Source organism: Pseudomonas sp. JV245A, assembly GCF_032424515.1.
Classification (GTDB): Bacteria; Pseudomonadota; Gammaproteobacteria; order Pseudomonadales; family Pseudomonadaceae; genus Aquipseudomonas; species Aquipseudomonas protegens.
The window spans coordinates 57,063-78,791 of record NZ_VYKE01000004.1 but is presented as its reverse complement, the minus strand read 5'-3'; the positions used below and the strand labels follow the sequence as shown (position 1 = coordinate 78,791).

Annotated in this window: 23 protein-coding genes; 10 read left to right on the top strand and 13 right to left on the bottom strand. The window is 63.9% G+C overall.

Annotation, left to right across the window (positions count from 1 at the left end; genetic code table 11):
• Nucleotides 1-83: 83 nt before the first annotated feature.
• Together F6S12_RS02445 and F6S12_RS02440 are read right to left on the bottom strand one after the other, a co-directional pair.
• Nucleotides 84-383, bottom strand: a complete 300-nt coding sequence (locus F6S12_RS02445) for a PsiF family protein (RefSeq protein ID WP_011058988.1) — start codon at nt 381-383, stop codon at nt 84-86.
• 71 nt (nt 384-454) lie between these two features.
• Nucleotides 455-1,243 (bottom strand): AraC family transcriptional regulator, encoded by a 789-nt coding sequence (locus tag F6S12_RS02440; RefSeq protein ID WP_053156114.1) that lies wholly within the window; start codon nt 1,241-1,243, stop codon nt 455-457.
• Nucleotides 1,244-1,339: 96 nt separating this feature from the next.
• Here F6S12_RS02440 and F6S12_RS02435 point away from each other — a divergent pair, with 96 nt between their 5' ends.
• Nucleotides 1,340-2,245 carry a DMT family transporter gene (locus tag F6S12_RS02435; RefSeq protein ID WP_011058986.1) on the top strand — a complete coding sequence of 302 codons (906 nt, stop codon included), beginning with the start codon at nt 1,340-1,342 and terminating at the stop codon, nt 2,243-2,245.
• A 2-nt stretch (nt 2,246-2,247) separates the two neighbouring features.
• Here F6S12_RS02435 and F6S12_RS02430 read toward each other — a convergent pair whose 3' ends face one another.
• From F6S12_RS02430 to F6S12_RS02420, 3 genes are all read right to left on the bottom strand, one after another.
• Nucleotides 2,248-3,138 carry an esterase/lipase family protein gene (locus tag F6S12_RS02430; RefSeq protein WP_019094041.1) on the bottom strand — a complete coding sequence of 297 codons (891 nt, stop codon included), beginning with the start codon at nt 3,136-3,138 and terminating at the stop codon, nt 2,248-2,250.
• A 120-nt stretch (nt 3,139-3,258) separates the two neighbouring features.
• Nucleotides 3,259-3,564, bottom strand: a complete 306-nt coding sequence (locus F6S12_RS02425; protein WP_011058984.1) for a DMT family transporter — start codon at nt 3,562-3,564, stop codon at nt 3,259-3,261.
• 12 nt (nt 3,565-3,576) lie between these two features.
• Nucleotides 3,577-4,215 (bottom strand): FMN-dependent NADH-azoreductase, encoded by a 639-nt coding sequence (locus F6S12_RS02420; RefSeq protein WP_072452016.1) that lies wholly within the window; start codon nt 4,213-4,215, stop codon nt 3,577-3,579.
• A gap of 125 nt (nt 4,216-4,340) precedes the next feature.
• Between F6S12_RS02420 and F6S12_RS02415 the strand changes: the two genes are divergently transcribed.
• Nucleotides 4,341-5,264, top strand: coding sequence for a LysR substrate-binding domain-containing protein (locus tag F6S12_RS02415; protein ID WP_162470465.1), 924 nt, complete (start codon nt 4,341-4,343; stop codon nt 5,262-5,264).
• A 110-nt stretch (nt 5,265-5,374) separates the two neighbouring features.
• The gene (locus F6S12_RS02410; RefSeq protein WP_015633957.1) at nt 5,375-5,905 is read left to right on the top strand and encodes a bacterioferritin; all 531 of its coding nucleotides are present in this window, start codon (nt 5,375-5,377) and stop codon (nt 5,903-5,905) included.
• Nucleotides 5,906-5,971: 66 nt separating this feature from the next.
• On the opposite strand, the gene F6S12_RS02405 is transcribed toward F6S12_RS02410, so the two are convergent.
• Nucleotides 5,972-8,047 (bottom strand): AsmA family protein, encoded by a 2,076-nt coding sequence (locus F6S12_RS02405; RefSeq protein WP_015633956.1) that lies wholly within the window; start codon nt 8,045-8,047, stop codon nt 5,972-5,974.
• A 385-nt stretch (nt 8,048-8,432) separates the two neighbouring features.
• On the opposite strand from F6S12_RS02405, the gene F6S12_RS02400 reads away from it, so the two are divergent.
• The 7 genes from F6S12_RS02400 (at nt 8,433) to F6S12_RS02370 (ending at nt 13,745) form a co-directional block, all read left to right on the top strand.
• A complete protein-coding gene (locus F6S12_RS02400) occupies nt 8,433-8,900 on the top strand; it encodes a hypothetical protein (protein WP_011058979.1) in 468 nt (155 codons plus the stop codon).
• A 168-nt stretch (nt 8,901-9,068) separates the two neighbouring features.
• Nucleotides 9,069-9,701 carry a TetR family transcriptional regulator gene (locus F6S12_RS02395; protein WP_011058978.1) on the top strand — a complete coding sequence of 211 codons (633 nt, stop codon included), beginning with the start codon at nt 9,069-9,071 and terminating at the stop codon, nt 9,699-9,701.
• A gap of 280 nt (nt 9,702-9,981) precedes the next feature.
• Nucleotides 9,982-10,482 carry an urease accessory protein UreE gene (gene ureE, locus F6S12_RS02390; RefSeq protein WP_015633955.1) on the top strand — a complete coding sequence of 167 codons (501 nt, stop codon included), beginning with the start codon at nt 9,982-9,984 and terminating at the stop codon, nt 10,480-10,482.
• Nucleotides 10,479-11,153 carry an urease accessory protein UreF gene (locus tag F6S12_RS02385; protein ID WP_011058976.1) on the top strand — a complete coding sequence of 225 codons (675 nt, stop codon included), beginning with the start codon at nt 10,479-10,481 and terminating at the stop codon, nt 11,151-11,153. The genes ureE and F6S12_RS02385 overlap by 4 nt, the downstream gene beginning before the upstream one ends.
• 9 nt (nt 11,154-11,162) lie before the next feature.
• Nucleotides 11,163-11,777: an urease accessory protein UreG gene (gene ureG, locus F6S12_RS02380; protein WP_011058975.1), complete on the top strand. Its 615-nt coding sequence runs from the start codon at nt 11,163-11,165 to the stop codon at nt 11,775-11,777.
• Nucleotides 11,778-11,815: 38 nt separating this feature from the next.
• Entirely contained in the window at nt 11,816-12,388 is a 573-nt protein-coding gene (locus F6S12_RS02375) for a HupE/UreJ family protein (RefSeq protein ID WP_041115486.1), read from the top strand.
• A gap of 217 nt (nt 12,389-12,605) precedes the next feature.
• The gene (locus F6S12_RS02370; protein ID WP_315868689.1) at nt 12,606-13,745 is read left to right on the top strand and encodes an AGE family epimerase/isomerase; all 1,140 of its coding nucleotides are present in this window, start codon (nt 12,606-12,608) and stop codon (nt 13,743-13,745) included.
• Between the two features lie 73 nt (nt 13,746-13,818).
• Here the strand turns inward: F6S12_RS02370 and F6S12_RS02365 are convergent, their stop codons facing one another.
• From F6S12_RS02365 to F6S12_RS02335, 7 genes are all read right to left on the bottom strand, one after another.
• Nucleotides 13,819-14,724, bottom strand: coding sequence for a cation diffusion facilitator family transporter (locus F6S12_RS02365; protein ID WP_236185727.1), 906 nt, complete (start codon nt 14,722-14,724; stop codon nt 13,819-13,821).
• Nucleotides 14,725-14,971: 247 nt separating this feature from the next.
• On the bottom strand, nt 14,972-15,739 hold the full coding sequence (locus F6S12_RS02360; protein WP_041115482.1) for an SDR family oxidoreductase: 768 nt from the start codon (nt 15,737-15,739) through the stop codon (nt 14,972-14,974).
• 872 nt (nt 15,740-16,611) lie between these two features.
• On the bottom strand, nt 16,612-17,328 hold the full coding sequence (locus tag F6S12_RS02355) for an ABC transporter ATP-binding protein (RefSeq protein WP_011058970.1): 717 nt from the start codon (nt 17,326-17,328) through the stop codon (nt 16,612-16,614).
• Nucleotides 17,325-18,197 carry an ATP-binding cassette domain-containing protein gene (locus F6S12_RS02350; RefSeq protein WP_011058969.1) on the bottom strand — a complete coding sequence of 291 codons (873 nt, stop codon included), beginning with the start codon at nt 18,195-18,197 and terminating at the stop codon, nt 17,325-17,327. The genes F6S12_RS02355 and F6S12_RS02350 overlap by 4 nt, the downstream gene beginning before the upstream one ends.
• A complete protein-coding gene (livM, locus tag F6S12_RS02345) occupies nt 18,194-19,489 on the bottom strand; it encodes a high-affinity branched-chain amino acid ABC transporter permease LivM (protein ID WP_011058968.1) in 1,296 nt (431 codons plus the stop codon). The genes F6S12_RS02350 and livM overlap by 4 nt, the downstream gene beginning before the upstream one ends.
• A 2-nt stretch (nt 19,490-19,491) precedes the next feature.
• Entirely contained in the window at nt 19,492-20,406 is a 915-nt protein-coding gene (locus tag F6S12_RS02340) for an ABC transporter permease subunit (protein ID WP_011058967.1), read from the bottom strand.
• Between the two features lie 161 nt (nt 20,407-20,567).
• Entirely contained in the window at nt 20,568-21,704 is a 1,137-nt protein-coding gene (locus F6S12_RS02335) for a branched-chain amino acid ABC transporter substrate-binding protein (RefSeq protein ID WP_152685905.1), read from the bottom strand.
• Nucleotides 21,705-21,729 lie beyond the last annotated feature (25 nt).

Sequence of the window (21,729 nt, the reverse complement as noted above, 5' to 3'; positions counted from 1 at the left end):
TTTATGTGCTGCGAAACTCTGAAAAACCGATGCAGGCCAAGGTTCTGTAGCGCGCGCGACACCTCGGCCCCATCGATTCAGGCTCATTTCTTCTTCAGGCAATCACTCATGAACGCCTTGCGCGCATCGCCCTTGAGCGCCTGGGTGGTGGCCGTGGCGTTGCAGGTCTTCATTCTTTCCTGAGGCGTGGACGGGGTAGCCGCAGCTGCCGGGGCCGCCTTGAGGCAAGTGCTCATGAAGGCTTTGCGCTCATCGCCCTTTAGGGTCTTGGCGGTGGCCTCGGCATTGCAGGTGGTCATCTTGTTCTGCTGGGCGGTGGCGGCAAAACCCTGGGAGCACAGCAGCAGGCCCACCATCAACAACGGAATACGCAACATCTTCATGGAGTTTTCTCCTTGTCACCGCGCCGACGGGCACGGCCTCCAGCGCAGTGTAGACAAAGCCTGTTACACCTTCACCTGTTCTGCAGGCCGGCCCGGCGATACTGCTCCGGCGTGCTGCCAGCCTGGCGCTGGAACATCGCGATAAACGCCGAGGCGCTGCTGTAGCCCATGTCGAAGGCGATTTCCTGGATGCTGCTCGAGCTCTCCAGGGCCTCGATGGAGGCCAGGAAACGCTGGCGCTGGCGCCATTCGCCAAAACTCATGCCCAGTTCCCGCACGAACTGCCGGGCCAGGGTCCGCTCGCTGACATGGGCCAGCCCCGCCCAGTGGGCCAAAGGCTGGTTGTTGCCCGGTTCGGCCTGCAGGGCCTGGAGCACCCGCAGCAGGTCGGGGCTGCTGGCGTAGGGCAGGTAACAGGTATGCACCGGCGCCTGGCGCAACTGGTCCAGCAGCACCTGGGCCAGGCGCTGGTCGGCCTCACCCTCGGGGATCTGCACGTCACGGGCGGCGAAGTCCTTGAGGATCGCCTTGAGGATCTCGCTGATGGCCAGGGTACTGCCCCCGGCCGGCAACTCGGCACACAGCTCCGGGGCCAGCAGTACGGCGCGGTAGTTGATCGGCTGCGCGGTGTAGAAACTGTGGGGCGTCTGTGGCGGCACCCACACCGCATATTGCGGCGGCGACATGAAACGCTGGCCGGCAATCTCCATGTGCATCACACCGTGGGCCGAATACTCCAGGCAGCCCCAGGGGTGGCGATGCTCCAGGGCATGGCTGTGGGCGGCGAAGTCGGCATAGCGGAAGTACACCGGCGCGGGCAGCCCGTGGAAATCCAGGAGATCGATGTGTTTTTTGCTCATGCTGTCCGGATGTCGGGGCGGGTTGTCCGGTTTGCAGTATAGGCATTGATCCGGACAAGAGGATAATCAGCCTTCATCAACTGCCTGGTTGTCTCCATGCAATACGCTTATCCACTGCTGGCCATCTTTATCTGGGCCGGCAATACCGTGATCAACAAACTCGCCGTGGGCGCGATCTTTCCCGCGGAGATCGGCTTCTATCGCTGGTTGCTGGCGGGCCTGCTGTTCACCCCCTTCATGCTCAAGCCGGTGATCAAGCACTGGCCGGAGGTCCGCCCCAACCTCTGGCGCATCGCCATTCTCGGCGTGCTGGGCATGGCGGTGTACCAGAGCCTGGCCTACTTCGCCGCCAGCCTGACCTCGGCCACCAACATGGGCATCATCCTTTCGCTGATGCCGCTGATGTCCCTGGCCATGGCCATCGCGGCCCTGGGCCAGCGCCTGACTGCCGGAGCCCTGGTGGGCGCCGTGCTGTCCTTCGCCGGGGTGCTGGTGGTGGTGTCCTCCGGCAGCCTGGCCGCGCTGCTGCAACACGGGGTCAACCTGGGGGACGCGATGATGCTGGTGGCCACCCTGGCCTACGCCATCTACAGCACCCTGCTGAAGAAATGGCAGCTGCGCCTGCCGCCGCTGGTGCTGTTGTATCTGCAGGTGCTGGTGGCGGTCGTGGTGCTGCTACCGTTGTTCCTGGCTTCGCCGAAGGTAGGCCCGACTCTGCAGAACATTCCGCTGGTGCTCTATGCCTGCCTGCTGGCTTCGATGCTCGCGCCCTTGGCCTGGATGCAGGCGGTGGTGCGCCTGGGGCCAAGCCGGACCACGCTGTTTTTCAATCTGCTGCCGTTGATCACGGCGCTGATTGCGGCAGTGGTGCTGCATGAGCAGTTGGCCTGGTTCCATTTGGTGGGTGGCTTGCTGACCTTGGGCGGGGTGATTCTCTCGGAACGCTGGACCACCGTGCTGGGACCGCTCGCCGGCAAGCCGGCTTCTGCCGGGCAACGCTGAGATCAGAGGCCGGCGGCCTTGAGGCGCCGGGCATGTTCGACGAACAGGCGGATCGGCTCCGCGCCCTTGCCCACCAGCCCCAGGGACTGATTGACGATATCGAAATGGTCCAGCGGGTAATCATCGCCAATGACCTGCCCCAGGTGCGAGCTGTAGCGCCCCACCATGCCGTCGCACTGGCCGGCTTCACGGACGAAGGTGCGGGCGAACAGCCGGCAACTGCGGTTGGTGCCGTCGAACAGGTTACGCCCGCGGTTGGTCTTGCCCGGCTGCAAAATGCCGGACCAGGAGTAGTAGTGCACACCGTCGACCTGCGCCGGCCCTTGCCCGCCCCATTCCTGCGGCAACCCCTGGGGGTACTGGCGGTTGAACAGGGCCACGCCCTCGGTGGTCAGGGACTGGTGCGAAGCATGGATATCCACCGGCTGCTTCGGTCCGCGATAGCCGGTTTCCAGCAACCGCATCAGGCTTGAAATCCCCCTCAGCAGCAGGCTCAGCACTCGCCCCCGCAGGCTATGGGCGGGTGAATGCCGTTGCAGATAATCCGCCAGCTCGGAGCCATGGTTGGGCCCCGCCACCGACGTTACCGAGGCCACCCAGTCCGGGCGCTTGGCGGCGGCGTAACGCGCGGTGAGCGCGCCCTGGCTGTGGCCGATCAGGTTGACTCGGGCGGCGCCGGTCTCGGCCATGATCCGCTGGATCTGCGCCAGCAACTGCTCACCGCGCACCTCGCTGGAATTGAGCGGCGAGACCTGCACCGCGATCACCTGCGCCCCGCCCCGGCGCAAGGCCGGAATGATCCCGTACCAGTAGGGGTACAGCAGCAGGCGGACAAAGCCGAGCATGCCGGGCACCAGGACCAGGGGGTAACGGGTGGCAAGCTCTTGGGACATGCGGCGACATCCTTGTGCGAAGGCAGCGGGGCTGGCTGAAAGCTAGACCATAACCGAGGCCGTCGTCAGCCCCCATGACGCTTTGGCGACAAACTGGTGACAGCCCGTTTCTCCCGGCAGCTACTTCAGCCCGGCCACCCCCGCCACGATCAGCCCCACCGACACCAGCTTGACCGCCGTCAGGCTTTCTCCCAGCAGCAGGCAGCCCAGCAGCACCGTGCCCAGGGAACCGATGGCGGTCCAGATCGGGTAGGCCACGCTCACCGGCAACTCGCGCATGGCCAGGGTCAGGAAATAGATCCCGCCCACCGCCGCGACCACCGTCAGCAGCGACGGCCAGGGCCGGGTAAAGCCCTCGGCGTACTTCATGCCCATGGCGAACGTGACCTCGAAGGCCGCCGCCAGCAGCAGGAACATCCAGGCCATGGCGCCGCCCCCTCAGAAACTCTGCGCCAGGGCCAGCAGGCGCTGCTGGGCTTCGCCACAGGACTGCGCGAATCGCTCGGGCGCCGACTCCTCGCCTTCCGCCGCAACCACGGTGACGTCTTCGATACCGATAAAACCCAGGGCGGTGCGCAACCAGCGGTCCGCGTGGTTCATCGCTTCATGCTCGCCCCCCGGGCCAAAGCCGCCCCCGCCGCGGCTGGTAACGATCAACACCTTCTTGCCCTGCACCAGGGGCTGGTACTGGGCCACGCCGTTGTCCTGCTGGGTGTTGAAGGTCAGCCCCAGGCGCACGATGTGATCGACCCAGGCCTTGATCCCGCTGGGCACGCTGAAGTTGTGCATTGGCGCCGAGATCACCAGGCGCTGATGGCCAAGCAACTCCGCCACCAGTTCGTCGCTCAGGGCCAGGTCGGCCTGCATCGACAGAGGCCGCGCCTCGGGCTGTGGATAAAACGCGGCGGCGATAAAGGCTTCGCTGACGTGGGGCAAGGCACCCCGGCCAACCTCGCGCCGGGTCAACCGCCCCTGGGGATTGGCCGCTTGCCAGGCCTGGAGGAAGGCGTCGGCCAGGCGCCGGCTGTGGGAACGCTCGCCCCGTGGGCTACCGTGGATCGCAAGAACTGTACTCATCTCATCTGCCTCAGAGGGGTTGCTGATGGCGGCCTTGAAACCAAGGCCGGTCCGCGCTAAAGCTAAGAGCACAGCCGCACTGCAACAAATGAACAGAATTTCTTCCAGATGAATTTATCTCAGCCATGGAGCACTCAATGTTCGCCCACCTGCCCCTCACCGCCCTGCGCACTTTCGAGTCCGCCGCGCGCCTGCTGAGTTTCAAGGCCGCCGCCGAGGACCTGTCGGTGACGCCCACCGCGGTGTCGCACCAGATCCGCAGCCTGGAGCACTGGCTGGGGGTGGCGCTGTTCGAACGACTGCCGCGCCAGGTGCGCCTGACCGAGCCCGGCCAGCGCTTGTTTCACAGCTTGCACGGTGCTCTTTTGGAAGTGACCCAGAGTGTCGATACGCTGCGGCCCACACCCAGCAATGCCCAACTGACCGTTTCCACCACCGCGGCCTTTGCCGCCCTGTGGCTGGTACCGCGGCTGGGGCGCTTCTATGCCCGGCACCCCGGCATCAGCCTGCGCCTGGATACCCAGTGCGAGGTGGTGGACCTGCAACAGGACGCCAGCATCGACGTGGCGATCCGCTACAGCCAGGAGGGCTACCTGGACCTGCACGGCCTGTGCCTGTTCGACGAACGTTTCGCAGTCTACGGCTCGCCCCAGCAGGTGGCCCTGGCCCGCCAGCAGGCGCCGACCCTGATCAGCGTGCACTGGCGCAACTCCCGGCTGTATGCCGACGGTTGGCAGGCCTGGTGCGCCCAGGCCGGGGAAAGCTGGTTCGATGACGCGCCGCTGATCCGCTCCTACGACGAGGAACAGTACGCCCTGCAAGCGGCCATTGCCGGCCAGGGCCTGGTCCTGGCCAGCGACATCCTGGTGTCCCAGAGCGTGGCCAGCGGCCTGCTGCAGCCCTACCGACCCGAAGTCCAGGTGGACGGCGCCGGCTACAGCGCCCTGTGCGTGCCCGGCCGCGAGCGCCATCCGCCGGTGCGCGCCTTTCTTCAATGGCTGCAGCAGGAATCATTGCTGGCCGGGCACCCGCCACTGGCACGCAGTTGACCGCCGGGCACATCCGATAAAACTTTTTGCCGCCGCCGCGACTCACAACCAAGGTAGCGATCAGGCCAACAGAGCCTGGCGTAAATCGGATTAGCCTCCAGGAGATCGAGATGAGCGACATGCATTTGTCTGATGTGAACACCCTGCGCGAACGGGCCCGCCAACACGTGGAAAACGGAGCCGTGACCGAGGGCTACAACGCCGATCGCGAGGAGATACTGCGCCTGCTCAACGAGTCGCTGGCCACCGAGCTGGTCTGTGTGTTGCGCTACAAGCGCCACTACTTCATGGCCAACGGGATCAAGGCCAGCGTCGCCGCCAGCGAGTTCCTCGAACACGCCACCCAGGAAGCCGAGCACGCCGACAAACTGGCCGAGCGCATCGTCCAGCTCGGTGGCGAACCGGAGTTCAACCCCGACCTGCTGTCCAAGCACTCCCATGCCCAGTACGTGGCCGGCAACACCTTGAAGGAAATGGTCTACGAAGACCTAGTGGCGGAGCGCATCGCGGTCGACAGCTACCGCGAGATCATCCAGTACATCGGTGACAAGGACCCCACCACCCGCCGCCTGTTCGAAGAGATCCTGGCCCAGGAAGAAGAACACGCCGACGACATGGCAGACATCCTCAACGACCTGTAACGCCCTCTCCCCCAAGCCCGCCCTGCCTGCAGCGGCGGGCTTTTTTCTGGCCGCGCGCCCTGGCCCTTAATGAGTCGGTTTCACCGTCACCGGTGCCTTGCCCGAGCGCATCTGCTGCAACAGCGGCGCGCACTGGTTGGGCTCATCGCCGCTGGGCGCCACCAGCGCCAGCAGCCCCGCCGCCGGCCCGGCGATCACCCCCAGGGCCACCATGCCGGCACCGCGCAGTACCAGGGGCACGGCCTTGACCCCGGCACTGGGCTGGATGAACTTGCCCTGTACATAAAGCGGCGAGCGCAGGGAGAACAGGCGCAGGCCCTTGGATTCCGGAGTGATGGTCAGGTCCAGTTGCTCGCTGGCCATATTGGCGGTGCCATCGATGTAGATGATGGCGTTCTCGGTGTCGAAGACGAACAGCCGGGAAGTCGCCAGGCCGCTCTTGATGCCGAAGTCGGCCGCCGCGCAATTGATCTTCACTTCCTTGTCGCCAAACATCTTGCCGACCACATAGTTGCCGACGTTGAGCCCGGCGATTTCCATCAGGCTGCGGCTGATGGCGCCATCGTTGATCAGCATCTTCAGGTCACCGTTGGCGCTGCCCAGCAGGGCCGCCACCGAGTTGCCGCGACCGGCGATGTCGGCATCGCCATTGAGCTCGCCAAAGCTGGTCTTCATCGGTTCGAAGGTGGGGAACAGTTGCTTGAGCTTGAAATTGCGCGCCGTCAGCCTGGCCCGGCCCTCCAGCGGCGTGGTGTGGCCGTTGAGGCGGATCTGGGCGTCGAGCTTGCCGCCGGCCACGCCGAAGCGCAGGGGCTCCAGGCTGAGCTGGCCGTCGTTGAGCACCAGGTGGGTGTACAGATCGGTGAACGGCAGCTCGGCGCTGTGGACGATGCGCTTGCCGGTGAATTCCACATCGGCGTCCATGTCCCGCCAGCGCTCGGTGCGGAACTCTTCCACCGGCAGCACCTTGTCCGCCGGCTGCTTGCTCTCGCCGCCCCGGGCCTTCTGCTTGGCGTTGGAGTCGGCGCCGATCAGCGGCGCCAGGTCGCTCATCAGCAACTGGTTGGACACCAGCGCGCCACTGAGCTTGGGCCGTGGCTGGCTGGCCACGTAGGTCAGGTTGCCGTGGATGTCGCTGTCGCCGATCTTGCCGTTGAAGTCCTGGTAACTGAAGGTCGCGCCCGCCGGATCGTGCAGCTTGGCGGTCAGGTGGCCGTCGGTGGAATAGGGCGGCGAATCCGGCAGGGTCACCCCGGTCAGCGGGTAGAGGTTGCCCAGGCTGGTGCCCGCCAGCTTCAGGCGCAGATCCAGGGCGCCGAGGTTCAGCGGGTCGGTCAGGCTGCCGCGCAGCTCCACCTTGGTGTCGCCGATCTGCGCCTGGGCCTGCAGCGGAAACGGCTTGCGGGAATCCTGCAAGGCCAGCAGGCCGCCGATCTTGCCGGTGCCGGCGAGCTTCTGCCCGTGATACTGGCCCTTGACCTTGAGGGCGAAGGCATAGGCCTGGGCCTCGGCGCCTTTCTCGGCCACCTTCTTCGCTTCACTTTCACCGACGATATCGCTGAACGGGATCGGCTTGCCGAGCAGTTCCACCTGCAGGTCCAGCTGGGTCTTCAGGCTCTGGTCATCGAGGGTCACGTGGCCCTTGTCGAAACCGATGGCACCGATGTCCACCGTCCAGTTGGACGGTTCGGCGTTCGGGTCCTTGGGGTCGAACTTGAAAGTCCAGTTGGCGCGCCCGTCGGCCAGGCGCTGCAACGCGGCGTCGGGCTCGGTAAGGTCGATGCGCGGAATGCTCACCCGTTGCGCCAGCAGGGCCAGAGGCGAAATGCGCAGCTCAACCCGCTTGAGGCTGACCATCTGCGGCGCCTTGGACCAGTCCGGGTTGCCCAGGGTCAGGTCCTGGGCCACCACGTGAGGCCAGGGCACCCAGGCCCGCCAGCCACCTTCGTCAGGTTCGCGTTGCCAGACCACCGACAAATCGCCATTGATCGCGAAGGGCCGGTGCAACTCCTCGGAGACCTTGGCATTGAGCGTGGGTTTGATCCGGTTCCAATCGAAGAACGCGATCACCAGTACCAGCACCGCCAGTAGCAGGATCAGGCCAGTGATGGACCAGGCGAGAATTTTACGAGTGCGCGTCATTGCACGAGGCTCCTGAAGACAACTGAGCGCCCAACCACGACGCATCGATGAACTGCCGATGGAAAAATCACCGGCCATGAAAACTACGACTGACAAAGCCTGCGCAGGTTTAATCCGGCTACCCGATCCGCTGAAAAAACCTGCTTTCCTGATCACTCGGACAGCTTTGTGTTACCTCGAGCCGCCCCTCCCTGAAGCGGCAGTGAGTCGAAAATACCCACCCTGGTGCAAAAGCAATCGGCGTTAACGCCCGAGCTAGAGCCTTCGCGGCAAACAATCAATTCCGTTGATTATTACCATTGTGTTTATGAACTTTTATATCGATTTAGCGGCGGTAACATTAGCTCCGTACCCAATTTATCGCCCTACCAAGGAGCAACCCATCATGAAACGCCAACTTTTACTGAGCCTCGCCTTATCTGTTCTGGCTGCCAACGCCTTCGCCCTGCCAGCCGCTGAACAAGCCACCCCACAGGTCAAGGCCAGCCACAGCGTGTTCACCCAGACCCTGGCCGAAGGCGGTTCGGATCGCCTGATCGAACGCAACAAAGTCGCTGCCGACGGTTATGACCGTACTCCACAAGGCCAGAGCGTTGCCGAAGACGGCTATGATCGCACCCCTCAAGGCCAGAACGTTGCCGAAGATGGCTACGACCGTACACCTCAAGGCCAGAACGTCGCCGAAGATGGCTACGACCGCACCCCACAAGGTCAAAACGTAGCTGAAGGCGGCCGTGATCGCCTGGAAGAGAAAGGCCTGGTGGAAGATGGCTACAGCCGTACACCTCAAGGTCAGACCGTTGCCGAAGGCGGTGCTGATCGCCTGGCCGAACGTCATCAAGCTGCGAGCTGAGGCCATGCTGGCCCTGGAAAAAAGCCCGATCCCTGGATCGGGCTTTGACTTTTATAGCAGCTGCATTTTTCCCCCTGCCTCTCCCGCCTGTCTCTGACAGCAGTTCGACTCCGGCAAAGTTGATTTGCTAGAGTGCGCCGCTCCCATTGAGCAAAGAACGCCCCGCCGATGCTGCCCCGCGCCGAACAGAAGCAACAGACCCGCAACGCCCTGATGGATGCCGCCCGGCACCTGATGGAGTGTGGCCGTGGGTTTGGCAGCCTGAGCCTGCGGGAAGTGGCGAAAGCCGCGGGTATCGTGCCCACCGGTTTCTACCGGCACTTCAGCGACATGGACCAACTGGGCCTGGAACTGGTCAGCGAAGTCGGCCAGACCTTTCGCGAAACCATCCGCCTGGTGCGCCACAATGAATTCGTCATGGGCGGCATCATCGATGCCTCGGTACGCATCTTCCTCGATGTAGTGGAAGCCAAGCGCTCGCAGTTCCTGTTTCTGGCCCGAGAGCAGTACGGCGGCTCACTGCCGGTTCGCCAGGCCATCGCCACCTTGCGCGAGAACATCAGTTCGGACCTCGCCGCCGACCTCACCCTGATGCCCAAGCTCCAGCACCTGGACGCCGCCGATCTCAGCGTCATGGCCGACCTGATCGTCAAAAGCGTGTTCGCCACCCTGCCCGACATCATCGATCCCCCGGCCCAGGCCCTGCCCGAACACCTCACGCCCCAGGCCAAGATCACCCAGCAACTGCGCTTCATCTTCATCGGCCTCAAGCACTGGCAAGGCCTGGGCAGCACCGAGTAACTCGCCCGCACCGCTCCCCCTTCACACTATGCGCCCCGCTCTGGGCTGCGCGTTTGCGCCTGCCTGCCCGCCGGGCACCGGATTGCAGCAAAAACATTTCCCGCGCACCAACTCAGTGCTATAAATCAGCTCAGCGCATCAATTTGTAACAAGATGAAACAAGGTTTTGCCCCTTTTTCAGGCGCAGTTCCGGCATCGAGAAAGGGTTTTCCCTCTCCACCGAGTGATTGGCAAGGCCCTTGCTCTGGCTTGTGCATCGCTCATAGCTGGAAGCTTTCCGATGCTGGTGATCCACCGCAGAACCGCCCCCCAAGCCACCTGGTCCGCCGAACTGCACCTGACTTACGAGGCCCGCAGCAAAAGCCGCCTGCGCTGTTTCAGTGCCGCCGGTGAAGACGTCGGCCTGTTTCTGGAGCGGGGCCAGCCACCGCTGCACGATGGTGAGTTCCTGGAGGCCGAGGACGGGCGCATCGTCAAGGTCTGCGCCCGCCCGGAAGCCCTGCTGCACGTCACCTGCCGCAACGCCTTCGAACTGACCCGCGCCGCCTATCACCTGGGCAACCGCCACGTGGCCCTGCAGGTGGGTGACGGCTGGCTGCGCCTGCTGGACGACTATGTGCTCAAGGCCATGCTCGAACAGCTGGGGGCCAGCACCGCGCCCCTTGAGGCACCGTTCCAGCCCGAGCATGGCGCCTATGGCGGCGGCCACCATCATTCGCGCCACGGCGATGAAGACTTCAACTATCCGCCGCGCCTGCACCAGTTCGGCGTCCGCCCATGAACCCGGCCTGGGCCCTGCTGCGCCTGGCCAGCCCGCAGTTGCCGATTGGCGGCTACAGCTATTCCCAGGGCCTGGAAATGGCCGTGGAGCAGCAGCGGGTAAATGATCAGGCCAGCGCCCGCCGCTGGATCAGCGATCAACTGCTGCTGAACCTGGCACGCTTCGAAGCACCGCTGCTGCTCGCCCACTGCCAGGCCGCAGCGGACCAGGACTGGGCCCGCTTGCAGCAGTTGAGCGAGGAACATCGGGCCAGCCGCGAAACCCGCGAGCTTTACCAGGAAAGCCGGCAGATGGGTTATTCCCTCAAGCAACTGCTGGAGGGTTTGCCGGAACTGGACAGCGATGCCAGGGAACTGCTGACGCACCAGGACGAACCACACCTGGCCCTGGGCTGGGCCCTGGCGGCACGGGCCTGGGGCATCAGCCCGGCGGACGCCCTGGCCGCCTGGCTGTGGAGCTGGCTGGAGAACCAGCTGGCGGTGCTGATGAAGACCCTGCCCCTGGGCCAGCAGGCCGCCCAGCGCCTGACCAGCGAGCTGCTGCCACTGTTGCAGCAAGCCCAGCACCACGCCGCGAACCTTGACCCCAACCATCATGGCAGCGCCGCTTTCGGCCTGTCCCTGGCGAGCATGGCCCACGAGCGCCAGTACAGCCGCCTGTTCCGTTCCTAGGAGAAACTCATGAACGCACAACCTCTGCGCGTCGGCATCGGCGGCCCGGTGGGCTCCGGTAAAACCGCCCTGACCCTGGCCCTGTGCCTGGCCCTGCGCGAGCGCTACAACCTGGCGGTGGTGACCAACGATATCTACACCCGCGAAGACGCCGACTTCCTGGTACGCAATGAGGCCCTGGCGCCGGAACGGATCATCGGCGTGGAAACCGGCGGCTGCCCGCACACCGCGATCCGCGAAGACGCCTCGATCAATCTGGAAGCGGTGGACCAGTTGAACCGGCGCTTTCCCGGGCTCGACCTGATCCTGGTGGAGTCCGGCGGCGACAACCTCTCGGCCACCTTCAGCCCCGAACTCTCCGATCTGACCATCTATGTGATCGACGTTTCCGCCGGTGACAAGCTGCCGCGCAAGGGCGGTCCGGGCATCTGCAAATCCGACCTGCTGGTGATCAACAAGATCGACCTGGCGCCGCTGGTGGGAGCCTCCCTGGAGATGATGAACAGCGATACCCAGCGCATGCGCGGCGGCAAGCCGTTCGTCTTCAGCAACCAGAAAACCGGCCAGGGCCTGGCGGACATCATCGCCTTCATCGAACGCCAGGGCCTGCTCACCGCTGCCTGATCCCCGAACCCAATCCGCTCAACAAGGAAAGCCACTCCATGACCCTAAAACGCATCCTCGGGGCCCTGGCCCTGCTGCTGACCCCGGCCCTGGCCTTCGCCCACCCGGGCCATGGCGACAACGGCCTGATGGCCGGTATCAGCCACCCCATCAGCGGCCTCGACCACCTGCTGGCCATGCTCGCTGTCGGCCTGTGGGCCGCCCAGCAGCAAGGCGCCGCGCGCTGGGCGCTGCCTTGCACCTTCGTCGGCACCATGCTGATCGGTGGTGTGCTGGGCTTCGAGGGCCTGGAGTTGCCGGCCCTGGAAAGCGGCATCGCCGCCTCGGTATTGGCCCTGGGCCTGGCCGTGGCCCTGGCCGTGCGCCCGCCCCTGAGCCTGGCGATTGCCGCCACCGCGCTGTTTGCCCTGTTCCATGGCGTGGCCCACGGCCTGGAACTGCCGGACATGTCCAGCCCCTGGGCCTATGCCATGGGTTTCGTGGCCGCTACCGCTGCCTTGCATGCCGCCGGTTATGCCGTGGTACGGGTACTGCCTCAGGCGGCAGCGCCGCTGGTGCGCCTGGCCGGTGCGGCCTCGGCCGCTACGGGCGTGTGGTTGCTGGCAGGCTGATCCCTGCTTCATCTGCAGGAGCCGGCGTGCCGGCGAAGGCGGTCTTGCGGGCCGCGTTCGCAGGCAAGCCAGCTCCTGCAAGACTGAGGTGATCTTTGGGCCGCCTTCGCTGGCAAGCCAGCTCCTGCCAGCAGGTCGTACTCGGCGGGCAAGCCGCCTTGTGGGGCTTCTCTGGTAACATGTCGCGCATTCAAAACTGCCGTGACGACGCCAGCCAATGCCCGATGTATCCCGCTCCGCCACCTCGCCTGAATCGAGCGCTCTGTTCAACGCCATGCAGCAGCATTTCCACAAGGTGATAGTGCCGCTGTGGCAAGGCCCGGGCTGGAATCCGCAGTTGGCGCTGCCCTATGAGGCGCTGGACGCCGAGCATCGGCCGCTGCCGCCGCAGCGCTATCGAGCCATGGCCTGTGCCCGGCAGTTGTATCTGTTCTCCCAATTGATCGGCGATGCCGCCGCGCCCTTTGCCCAGGAGCGCGCCGCCGCGCTGTTCCGCTCGCTGCAGCGGCACTTTCACGACGCCGAGCACGGCGGCTGGTTCTACAGCATCGACCCCGAAGGCGCGCCGCTGGATAGGCGCAAGGACCTCTACACCCACGCCTTCATCCTCTTCGCCTGCGCTCACTACTGGGCCAAGGTCCGCGAGCCGCTGGTGGAGTCGGTGCTCAACGCCGCCCTGGAAGTGGTAGCCCAGCGCTTCGCCCGCGGCGACGGGCTCTACGAAGCCAGCCTCGCCGAGGACTGGTGCATATTGGGTTCGGGGCCGCTGCAGAATCCACTGATGCACCTGGCCGAAGCCTTTCTCGCGATCCTGGCCGTACGCGAGGACGCTGCGGTGCAAGCCGCGTTGCTGGAACTGTGCCAGGCCATGCAGCAGCAGTTCATCGACCCGCAGCACGGGGTGATGATGGAGAAGCCCCTGGGAGCTGTGGATAACTGGTTCGAGCCGGGGCACCAGTTCGAGTGGTACTTCCTGCTGGCCTCGTCACAGTTACTGCGCGGCAGCGCCCTGCACTCTTCCGTGGAACGAGCCTTCGCCTTCACCGAGCAACTGGGAGTCGAGCCCGAGAGCGGCGCCGTGTGCGCCATGCTCGAACTGCCGCCCCGAGCCGGCGTCAAGGACGCCACCCAGCGTATCTGGGCCCAGGCCGAATACCTGCGTGCCCTGACCTTGCGCCCGGCTGGCCAGGCGCCCTTGCTGCGTCAGCTAAAGGCGCTGCAAGCGCATTTCCTGCATGCAGGGGGCTGGAATGAATGCCTGGATGCCAGCGGCGCGGTCAGCCGGCGGGATATGCCCTCGACCACGCCTTATCACCTGGCGACCTGCTATCGCGGGCTGGCGGAATATTTTGCCTGAGGCCCTTCCCCGGCAAGCCGGCTCCTACGCGGTGTTGTAGGAGCCGGCTTGCCGGCGAAACAGGCGCCGCCCATCAAGCGATCCACTTGCGATCCCCGGTAAAGCTGATGGTCAGCCAGCGTGCTGCGTCGGCCTCTCCCAACTGGCTGGAAATCTCCTCGCGCAAGCTGTCCAGAGTCGCCACATCCTGCAGCGGATAGTGCGCCGGCAGGACGATATGGATCTCGATGAACCGCGCCCGACCGTGCTTCTGCACGTAGCTGATGTAGTCGTCGAAACCATGGGCAGCCTTGGCCTGCTCCATCACATTGCGGACCTTTTCGTCCAACTGGTCCGGGGCGATCCCCAGCACATCACGCAGGGCCGGGCGCAGGATCTTCAGCGCCGGCGGCAACATGCTCAGGGCCAGCAGGATCAGGATCGCCGGGTCGACATACACCGCCCACTGGCCGTGCCCGTACTGCTTGAGCAGCAAGGCGATGATGAAGCTCACCAGCAGCCCCACCGATAGCATCGCGTCCACCAGCCAGCTGATGTTGTCGAACTGGATCAGCGACGACTTGAGCTTGCGGTTACGCCGGCGCACGTAGAAGAAGTAGGCGAACTCCGCCACGGCGAAAAACGCTGCATAGAAAATCACCAGCCCCAGCTCGACCTCGCGGCCACCGTTGATGATGCCGAACACCCCATTGAGGAAGGCGTAGATGGCGATCAGCATCAGGAAGCTGCCTTCGATCAGCAGCACCATGGGTTCCAGGTGCCAGAAGCCGAACTGGAAACGGTGGTTGCTTTCCTTGGCGATCAGCTTGGCGGTGATCAGCATCAGGACCTTGATGAAGGTGGCGATCAGCGAAAAAAATCCATCGAACAGGATGGATTGGGCGCCAGAAACAAAACCCGTGACGATACCGGCGATCGCCACGGCGAACATCAGTACGGTCGATTGTTTGAGCAGAGCCTGCTCACCTCGGTTACTCACGATTCCTCCTATCGAACTTCAAAAACGCCGCCTCGTGTGAGGCAGCGGCGAAATTTCTGGCGGGAATTCTAACCTGTCAGGGCTGACCACAAGCTGAAACGAATCAGCTTATGTGTATCCGAGTACAACTGTAGCCGCTGCCGAGCGATGGCGAGGCTGCGACCGCCTCCGCAGGAGGCGCAAGATCTTGCGGGCGCTGGAGGGCCCTGCGGCCCTGTCGCAGCCTGCGGCAGCGGCTACAGGGGGCTCATGACTTGGCGTTGCGTTCGATGGCGAAACCGGCCCAGGTCTGGCTCACAGGCATCAGCTCCAGGCTGTTGATGTTGACGTGTGCCGGGGTATTGAGCACCCAGAAAATGGTGTCGGCGATGTCCTCGGGCTGGATTGGCTCGGCCCCGGCGTAGGTGGCGTCGTAGCGTGCCTGGTCACCGGCGAAGCGCACCAGGGAGAACTCGCTTTCGCACAGCCCCGGCTCGATGTTGGTGACGCGCACGCCGGTGCCCTGCAGGTCGCAGCGCAGGTTCAGGGAGAACTGTTTGACGAAGGCCTTGCTCGCGCCATAGACGTGGCTGCCCGGGTACGGGTAGTTGCCGGCGATGGAGCCCAGGTTGACGATGCCTGCGCCGCGGCCATGGGCGATCAACCGTGGCAGCAGCAGGCGGGTGCTGTACATCAGGCCCTTGATGTTGGTGTCGACCATGGTGTCCCAGTCATCCAGGTCGCACTTGGGCGCCGGGTCCACGCCCAGGGCCAGGCCGGCGTTGTTGATCAGCCCGCGCAGCTTGCTGAACGAAGGCGGCAACTGGGCGATGGCCTCTTCCATAGCTTTGCGGTCGCGCACATCGAGCACCAGGCCATGCACCTCGGTCTGTTTGGACAGCTCCGCGCACAGGGCGCTGAGGCGCTCCTCGCGGCGGCCGGTCAGTACCAGGGACCAGCCGGCTGCGGCAAAGCGCCGGGCGCAGGCTTCGCCAAAACCGGAAGTCGCGCCCGTAATGAACAGTGTGGAAGTCATGGTGTTCTCCTTGCTGGGTGGCGAGCCGCCGTTTCGATAAAAAACGCTTCGCAGCATGCCCGGGCCGGCTCCTACCGGCAACCGCGCCGTTGGCCGTAAAGAGCCGCAAGCGGTGAGCGCGCCCGATGCTCGCTGTACAAAAAACACTCACCAGGCGCCAAGCCACGGGTTACATGGCCTGCAGCCATGTGCACGCACCTTATCCACAGGCCGGTCCACAGTCTTTGGGGGCAAGTGCAAAGGGCTGAAAGCCGCTATCCACAGGGCCTGCGCGGGTCCAGCAGAAGTTTTTTGCTTGACCCGGACCGCGGGTCCATGCAGCCGGCCCGGGCAAAGATGACCGCACGGTCAAGGTTGACAAGGCCAGAGGCCAGTAACTACGCCGCTCAGAGCCGTCTTTCCAGAGTTTAATCACAGACTTATCCACAGGCTTATCCCAACCCTTTTCCAGGTACAGCTGCGACAATAAAAAGGTTGACAAGCGCACCTTCAGCTCCCACAAAAAGCACCGATCAAAAAACAACCAATCGCCTGCAAGCCACGTGGTTAAAGGCTTGCAGCCAGCTACACCCACGTTACCCACAGCCCGCTCCACAGCAAACGGGGACAAGTCAAAACAGTGGAAAAACAACTGTTTGCAGCGTCTTTATGCCGCGTTAAAGCAGCTTGCCAGGAATGTTTTCCACAATTACCGGACACAGGCTTGGTGCAGGCGCAAAGCGCCAGTCGGCGCTCGGTGAAATCAGAAAGGCGGTCAGGCGGCCCCCTTCGCTGGCAAGCCAGCGCCTACAGGGGAGGACGGGATGGGGTGGGCATAACAATGCCCCGGCGGCGCGGGCCGGCGGGGCATGCTTTATCCACAGAGCGGACGGTCAGTGGCCGCCCAGGTAAGCGTTGCGCACCTCCTCGTTGACCAGCAGTTCCTTGCCGGTGCCGCTCAGGCGGATCTCGCCGTTGACCATCACGTAGGCGCGGTCCGAGAGCTTCAGCGCGTGGTTGGCGTTCTGCTCCACCAGGAAGATGGTCATGCCGGTGGCCGCCAACTCCCTCAAGGTGGCGAAGATCTGCTTCACCACGATCGGCGCCAGGCCCAGGCTCGGCTCATCCAGCAGCAGCAACTTGGGCCGGCTCATCAATGCCCGGGCAATGGCCAGCATCTGCTGCTCGCCGCCAGACATGGTCATGGCCCGCTGGGTACGCCGTTCCTTGAGCCGGGGAAACAGCTCGAACATGCGCTGCATGTCCTCATTGGCGTACTTGTCGCCAATGGGGATGGTGCCCATCAGCAGGTTTTCCTCCACGGTCATGTCGGGGAACACCCGGCGCCCTTCCGGGGACTGGGCGATACCGTTGGAGGCGATGTAGTGGGACGACTTATGGGTGATGTCCACACCGCGATAGAGAATCTGCCCGGACTCCGCCCGGGGCTGGCCGAAGATCGACATCAGCAGGGTCGACTTGCCGGCGCCGTTGGAGCCGATCAGGCTCACGGTTTCCCCTTCGTTGATGTGCAGCGAGACTTTCTTCAGGGCCTGGATCGGGCCGTAGTACACGTCCAGGTCCTTGAGTTCGAGGATAGGTTGAGTCATGCCAGTTCCTCTTCGTCGGCACCCAGGTAGGCGGCAATCACTTTCGGATCATTGCGGATCGCCTCCGGGCCGCCCTCGGCGATCACGTTGCCGTGGTCGAGCACCACGATGTGGTCGGAAATACTCATCACCATGCCCATGTCGTGTTCGATCAGCACCACGGTCAGGTCGTGCTCGTCGCGCAGCAGCCGGATCATCGCGCTCAGCGCTTCGGTTTCCTGGGGGTTGAGGCCGGCGGCCGGCTCGTCGAGGCAGATGATCTGCGGCCGGGTGCACATGGCCCGGGCGATCTCCAGGCGCCGTTGCTGGCCGTAGGACAACTCGCCGGCCAGGCGGTTGGCGCAGTCCACCAGGTCCACCACCTCCAGCCAGTAGAAGGCATGGTCCAGGGCGGCGCTTTCCGCCTTGCGGTAGCCCTTGGTGTTGAGGATGCCCGCCAGCAGGTTGCGGTTGACCCACATGTGCTGGGCCACCAGCAGGTTTTCCACCACGGACATTTCCTTGAACAGGCGAATGTTCTGGAAGGTCCGCGCCAGCCCGGCGCGGTTCACCAGGTGGGTGCCGCCGAACATCTTGTAGTACAGGCGGCTGGCGAAGCTTTTCGGCGAGACGAAGTCGGTGGCGCGAAAGGGCTCGCCCAGGAGCTTGATGACGTTGGTCTGCCGGCCCCGGGTATTGAGCTCGATGCGCCCGCCGGAGGCCTTGTAGAAGCCGGTCAGGCAGTTGAACACCGTGGTCTTGCCGGCGCCGTTGGGGCCGATCAGGGCGAAGATCGAGTTGCGCTTGACCTTCAGGCTGACGTCGCTGAGGGCCTTGATGCCACCGAAGTGCATCATCAGGTTTTCGACCGAAAGAATGTATTCGCTCATGGCGCGTTCCCCTCAGTCAGAGCACCTTTGCGTGGAGTGACGCCGGTGCGGCTGATGCGGATCAGCCCTCGCGGTCGCCAGATCATCATCAACACCATGAGAATGCCGAACAGCAGCACCCGGTACTCGGAGAAGCTGCGCAGCAACTCCGGCGCCACAGTCAGCACGAAGGCCGCGATCACCACGCCCACCGTCGAGCCCATGCCCCCCAGCACCACGATGGCCAGGATCAGCGCCGATTCGAAGAAGGTGAACGACGACGGGTTGACGAAGCCCTGGTAGCTGGCGAAGAACACCCCGGCCAGCCCGGCGGTGGAAGCACCGATGGTGAAGGCCGAGAGTTTGACCAGCACATGGTTCAGGCCCATGGCGCGGCAGGCGATCTCGTCTTCACGCAGGGCTTCCCAGGCCCGCCCCACGGGCATGCGGGTCAGCCGGTGCTTGATGTAGAGCACCAGCAGCACCACCAGGAACAGCACGATGTAGATGAACAGGAATTTCAGGTTGGGGTTGTATTCCAGGCCGAAGAACTCATGAAACGGCACCCCGCCGTCCTTGGCCTTGCGGCCGAACTCCAGGCCCAGGAAAGTCGGCGACGGCACCGGCATGCCGTTGGGGCCACCGGTGAAGGACAGCCAGTTATTGAGCACCAGGCGGATGATCTCGCCGAAGCCCAGGGTCACGATGGCCAGGTAGTCGCCGTGCATCCTCAGCACCGGGAAGCCCAATATGCACCCCGCCAGGGCCGCGGCAATCGCCGCCAGGGGCAGCACGGTCCAGAAGCCCAGGCCCAGGTACTGGTAACCCAGGGCCAGGCCGTAGGCGCCGATGGCGTAGAACGCCACGTAACCCAGGTCCAGCAGGCCCGCCAGCCCCACCACGATGTTCAGCCCCAGGCCCAGCAGTACGTAGATCAACCCGAGAATGACCACGGTCAGCAGGTACTTGTTGGCGAAGAACGGAAACACGATGGCGATCACGATCAGGGCCGGGATGATCCAGCGCAGCCGCGACTTGTAGTCCGGCGCCAGCACATGCACGCCGGAGCCGGTGCTTTCAAAGCCCTGGAGAATCTTCAGGCCCTTGGGGGTTTGCAGGAACAGGCTCAGGGCCAGCCGGCCGGCCATGACAATGGCTACCAGCCAGGCCACGCGAGTCGGCTGCAGGTTGAAACTGTAGCCATCGAGCACCACACCCACGATGGGGCCAAACACGATCAGCGAGATCAGCCCGGCCAGCACGGCGTCGATGACGCTCTTTTTGATATCAATCGGTTTATTGGCAGCAGACATACTTACACCTTCGCCACGAGTGGGCGACCCAGCAGGCCTTGGGGACGGAAGATCAGGATCAGCACCAGCAGCGAGAAACTGAACACGTCTTTGTAGTCGGAGTTGATCAAGCCGGAGAACAGCGACTCGGAGATGCCGAGGATGATTCCGCCGAGCATCGCCCCAGGCAGCGAGCCGATGCCGCCGAGTACCGCCGCGGTGAACGCCTTGATGCCGATGACGAAGCCGGCATAGAAGTCGAACGTGCCGTAGTTCATGGTGATCAGCACCCCGGCCAGGGCCGCCATGGCCGCGCCGATGACGAACACGTAGGAGATCACCCGGTCGGTGTTGATGCCGAGGATCGAGGCCATCTTGCGGTCTTGCTGGGTGGCCCGGCACATACGCCCGAGCTTGGTGTACTTGATGATGTAGGTGAGCAGTGCCATGCCGGCGAACGCCGCAACCAGGATGAAGATCTTGGTGTAGGTGAGCTGCACGAAGCCTGTGCCGATATCGACTTTCCAGGCCCCGGCCAGCAGGGTCGGAACCCCTTGCTGCTTGGCGCCTTGGCTGATCTGCGCGTAGTTCTGCAGGATCAGTGAAATGCCGATGGCGCTGATCAGCGGTGCCAGTCGGGTGGAGTTGCGCAGGGGTTTGTAGGCCACACGCTCGATGACCCAGCCATAGATCCCCGTCACCACGACGGTGAAGATCAACGTGCCGAGAATGAGTAGCGGGAAGGATTCAATGCCGAAATAGGCCAGCAGAGCCAGACTGATTGCCGCGAGGTAGGCGGAAATCATGTAAACCTCGCCGTGGGCGAAGTTGATCATGCCGATGATGCCATAGACCATTGTGTAGCCGATGGCGATCAGACCGTAGACGGACCCGAGGGTCAGCCCATTGATCAGTTGCTGCAGGAAAATACCATCCATAACGCAATCTCACGGACTTGAGAGACTGCACAGGCCGTCGACGCCGGACAGGGATCACCCGTCTGCGCAACACGTCCGTTGTGCAGCTCTACGAGAAAAGGCAAGTACTGCACGAGCAGGGACCGGTACCAGGGGGTGGTACCGGCCCGTTCGGACTCATGTCACTTCTGTTTTTCCAGCTGGTGGTACTTGCCGTCCTTGTCCCACTGATAGACCACGTAGTCGGAAACCTTGAGGTCACCCTTGGCGTCCCAGGACTTCTCGCCCATCACGGTTTTCACCGGATTGGCCTTGAGCCATTTGGCCGCATCTTCGCCCTTGTTGGACTTGGCGCCGCCGAAGCCGGCCGCCAGGGCCTGGATCGAGGCATAAGCGTACAGGGTATAGCCCTCAGGCTCGGTGCCGGCCTTGCGGAAGGCATCCACCACGGCCTTGCTGTCCGGCAGCAGGCGCGGGTCGGCGCCGAAGGTCATGTACACGCCGTCAACGTATTGCGGGCCACCGGCGGTGGTCACCAATTCGTCGGTAACGATGCCGTCGTCGGACATGAACTTGACGTCCTTCAGGCCCTGCTCGCGCAGTTGGCGTACCAGCGGACCGGCTTCCGGATGCAGGCCGCCGAAGTACACCACGTCGGCGCCGGCGGCGCGGATCTTGGTCACCACGGCGCTGAAGTCTTTCTCGCCACGGGTCAGGCCCTCGTACAGCACCGGGGTCACGCCGCGCCTGGTCAACTGTGCCTTGGTGGCATCCGCCAGGCCCTGGCCGTAGGTGTCCTTGTCGTGCAGCACCACGACTTTCTTGCCCTTGAGCACATCGATGATGTAGTCACCGGCGACGATGCCCTGCTGGTCGTCACGCCCGCACATACGGAACATCGCGGAGAGGCCACGCTCGGTGACCTGGGGGTTGGTGGAGCCCGGGGTGATGGCAATCACACCGGCGTCGCTGTACACCTCGGAAGCCGGAATGGTCGACGAGGAGCAGAAGTGCCCGACCACGCCGGCCACCTTGTCCTGGTCCACCAGGCGGTTGGCCACTGCCACCGCCTGCTTGGGTTCACAGGCGTCATCGCCCTTGACCAGGACGATCTTCTCGCCGTTGACCCCGCCCTTGGCGTTGATCTCGTCAGCCGCTGCCTGTGCACCCTTCATGTACTGCTCGCCAAATGCCGCGTTGGCGCCTGTCATGGGACCCGCTACACCGATCTTCAGGTCGGCTTGAGCAAACGCAGAAACACCCAGCGCAGTTGCCACTGCGAGGGCCAGAAAGCCTTTCTTGTAAAACGTCTGGGACATGAGGTGGTGCTCCAAGGTTTTTTTA